The sequence below is a fragment of the Mycobacterium sp. genome (genome assembly GCF_032162605.1).
GTDB lineage: Bacteria > Actinomycetota > Actinomycetes > Mycobacteriales > Mycobacteriaceae > Mycobacterium.
The window spans coordinates 1-2673 of record NZ_JAVROT010000247.1; the positions used below are offsets into that span (position 1 = coordinate 1).

Below are 2673 nucleotides of genomic sequence, written 5' to 3' on the forward strand. Positions count from 1 at the left end.
GGTTGAGCGGCCCGCTTGATCCGAACCGGCTGCGCGATGCGGTGCACACCGTCGTCAACCGCCATCCCAATCTGGCGGCCCGATTCTGCGACCGGTTCGACGAGCCGGTGCAGGTCATCCCGGCCGATCCCGCGGCGGCGTGGCAGTATGTCGAGCTCGATCCAGGCGTGGATGGCGAGGAGCAGATCCAGCAGCTGTGCGCCGCCGAACGCGCCGCGGTCTGCGACCTCGCCAACCCGCCGGCCTTCCGCGTCGCGGTGATCCGCACCGCAGCGGATCGCCACCGACTCGTGCTCACCAACCATCACATCTTGATGGATGGCTGGTCGCTGCAGATCCTGCTGCGGGAGATCTTCATCAGCTATTACGGGCATCGGCTGCCCGCGGCCGTGTCGTATCGCAGGTTCGTCAGCTGGCTGGCCGGTCGAGACACCGGTGGCGCACGCGCCGCGTGGCGTGAGGTGTTGGCCGGTTTCGACACCCCTACCTTGGTGGGTCCGCAGGATCGGCTGGGGATCGGGCCGCGAGACTTTCAGTCGTTCCGGGTGTCTGAAGAGGCCACGCGGGCGGTTCACGAGCTGGCGCGTTCGCACCACACGACAGTCAGCACCGTGCTGCAAGCCGCCTTCGCGCAACTGCTGTGCTCGCTGACCGGCCAGCACGATGTCGCCTTCGGCGCAGTGGTCTCGGGTAGGCCGGCCGAGCTGACCGGCGCGGACTCGATGGTTGGCCTGATGATCAACACGGTGCCGGTGCGGGCGAACATCACGCCGGCCACCACCACTAAAGACCTGCTGGAGCAGCTGCAAAGCGCCCACAATCACACCCTCGAGCATCAGCACTTGGCGCTCAGCGACATACACCGCATCACCGGTCAGGAAAGATTGTTCGACACGGTTTTCGTATTCGAGAACTACCCAACCGGCACCGCCGCGTCGGAAAGCGTCGACGAGTTAGTCATCACCGAGGTCAATGACCGCGACTACTACCACTACCCGCTTACGATCCAGGCCGCGCCGGGCCGCGAACTGGGACTTCGCCTTCAGTTCCGTACGGATGTATTCGACGCGGCCACCGTCGAAGAACTGATCGAGCAATTCAAGCGGGTGTTGGTGGCTATGACCTCCGATCCCACACGGCGGCTGTCGACGGGCGCTCTGCTGGAGGGGCGAGGCCGGCGGGCGGAGGCCCAGCCGACCAAGACGGACTCCGCACTCGAACACCAGGACACCGGTGACGGTGATCGCGCTCCGGCTTCCCTGGTCGAGCGAATCCTGGCCGGCATCTACGCCCACGTGCTGGGAGTGGACCGCGTCGGCGTCGATGAGTCGTTCTTCGACCTGGGCGGGAATTCGCTTTCCGCGATGCGCGCAATCGCCGCGATCAACACGGCCTTTGACATCAACCTTGCGGTGAACACCTTCTTCGACGCGTCATCCGTGAGAAGTCTGAGTCAGCAGTTGGCGGACACGTCGAAACCCTGAATGAAGCTCCACCGTGAGCGCGGCCGGCGGCCCGCTTCGCTAGGTCCAACGCGGGGGCGTTGAGCAAGAGCCATTCGATTCGGTGACTCTGCGGACGGGGACCCGAGCATATTGGGCCACAACGGATTGCGCGCCCGGTGCGGGCGGTTACCACATACACGGCACCAGGCGATAGCGAACCTTCTGCGTGTACTCGCGATATCCGTCCAACTCTTCCTGGAGCAGCTTCTCCTCGTCGCGGATGCGCACGGCGAGCACAACCAGGCCAGGTACGAGGAAGAGCAGTCCCCAGTACGAGCCGAGCGCAAGGGGGATGCCGACCATCATGATCACGTTGCCGGTGTACATGGGGTGCCGCACCAGGCCATACAGACCGGTGGAGATCACCTTCTGGTCTGCCTCCACCCGGACGGTCGCGGCCGCATGGCTGTTCTGTATGACCACCAACATCCCCAGACTCAGGGCGACGGCTACCAGAACATCACCAACCAGGCAGATTGCCGTTGGCACCGACGACCAGCCGAAGCGACGGTCAAGCGCGCTGACCAAAATCATTCCTGCTAGTGACGAGTACCAGACGGAGATGAGGATTTTCTGCGCCGTTCGGACCTCCGCTGTCGGCCCCGCATGCCTCCGCCGCTCAAGTGCGACGGGATTCGTAAGCAGCAAGTAGCCGGTGGGGATCGACGTCGAAAGGGCTGCCACCACCAGCAAGGACCACCCTTGCCAGTAATTGAATGTGCCTGCTACCAAAAACAGCGTCAACCCGAGCGCGACAGGCTCGACAAGCCCAGATACCAACACTTTAGGAATGGTTTTCACGAATCTCCTCAACGTCCTTCCGGTACCAAGCCATATAGCGCACGCCGAGGCCAGAAAGCGCTCCGCCCACGGACAAAACTACCGTCGCCTATTCTGGGGTGTGCGTGAATGCTTCCAGGTGGTGCAGCGGCTGCGGCATTGCTGAGAGGGTACCGAGCAGGTACGCCGCAATGAATCCGACCAGCACGGCTCACGCCATTGCCGCGATCAACTCCCCACTCCGCGTCAATTTGCTTCCGACGCTGGTCAATGACGCGATCGCTACTATGTCCTCCGATCTCCACGTAGAGCTCGAGGTGGACAAGGACGTACGCCCGCTGATCGTTCGCGACATCGGCATCGGTATGACGCGCGCGGAGGTCGTGGA

Annotated in this window: 3 protein-coding genes; 2 read left to right on the forward strand and 1 reads right to left on the reverse strand. The window is 63.3% G+C overall.

Going from position 1 to position 2673, the window contains the following annotated elements; all coding sequences use genetic code 11:
- On the forward strand, positions 1-1484 hold a 1484-nt coding region (locus QOI01_RS14940; RefSeq protein WP_526382174.1), incomplete at its 5' end, for a condensation domain-containing protein.
- 147 nt (positions 1485-1631) lie between these two features.
- Here QOI01_RS14940 and QOI01_RS14945 read toward each other — a convergent pair.
- Positions 1632-2306, reverse strand: a complete 675-nt coding sequence (locus QOI01_RS14945) for a methyltransferase family protein (protein ID WP_526382176.1) — start codon at positions 2304-2306, stop codon at positions 1632-1634.
- Positions 2307-2476: 170 nt separating this feature from the next.
- Between QOI01_RS14945 and QOI01_RS14950 the strand changes: the two genes are divergently transcribed.
- Positions 2477-2673 (forward strand): hypothetical protein (locus tag QOI01_RS14950; protein WP_526382178.1); only part of this gene is annotated, 197 nt, incomplete at its 3' end.